This is a genomic window from Kordiimonas lipolytica, assembly GCF_042651265.1.
GTDB lineage: Bacteria > Pseudomonadota > Alphaproteobacteria > Sphingomonadales > Kordiimonadaceae > Kordiimonas > Kordiimonas lipolytica.
The window spans coordinates 1-778 of record NZ_JBHSCR010000012.1 but is presented as its reverse complement, the minus strand read 5'-3'; the positions used below and the strand labels follow the sequence as shown (position 1 = coordinate 778).

The 778-nt window shown below is 29.8% G+C and carries 1 protein-coding gene; it reads left to right on the top strand.

Translation table 11 applies throughout. The features are described from left to right. A partial coding sequence (locus tag ACFO5Q_RS11735) for a replication initiation protein (RefSeq protein WP_380084365.1) occupies positions 1-714 on the top strand: 714 nt, incomplete at its 5' end. Between the last annotated feature and the right edge of the window lie 64 nt (positions 715-778).

The window sequence follows — 778 nt, the reverse complement described above, 5'->3', positions numbered from 1 at the left end:
AGTGATGTAGTTGATTATTTAAATATCTTTCAACGAATCAGATATGAAAAAGGGGTATTTACTTTTAAATGGTCAGAAGATATGATTCCACATATTTTAAATTTAAAAGATCACTATAACTTGACCGATTTAGAGGTGAAGTCAAACTTTAAAAGTAGCTTTAGTTGGACATTATATGATTACCTTAAAAGTCACTATGGTTATTGGCATAAACCAATTTCAAAAGAAGCACTAATGAAAATATTTAATGTCGAAAACATAAAAAGTTATCAGAATAATACAGGGTTATTTAAAAATAAAGTGCTAGATTCTGCAATTGCTGAAATTAATCAATATACTGAATTAGAAGTACGATATGAGGTTGAAAAACAAGGGCGTGCAATAAGTGGATTTGACTTGATATGGTCAACTGGTACGAATATAAAAAGTGCCACCAAGAAGCAAATAAAAGAGTTAAAGACACTTATAGATGTAATTGTAAAAGATGAATATAAATATATAGATTTAAATGAACAAGAAGATCGTCAAAACGCTATAAAACTTATTCAAGAAATTAAAAGAATGACCATACACACACAAGAACCAATCTGTCTTACATACGACAAAGCCGATTGGTTTATAAAACAAGCTAACAGCACTTTAAAATCACTAGAAAATCTATACTCAAGAAGGGATAGGAAGGTCTTATACTACGATTGGAGGGAAGATGATTAAAAAAGCAAGGACTAGGTCGATTATTAACCTAGTCCTTGCTTTTATATCTGATTCGTCCAAAAAT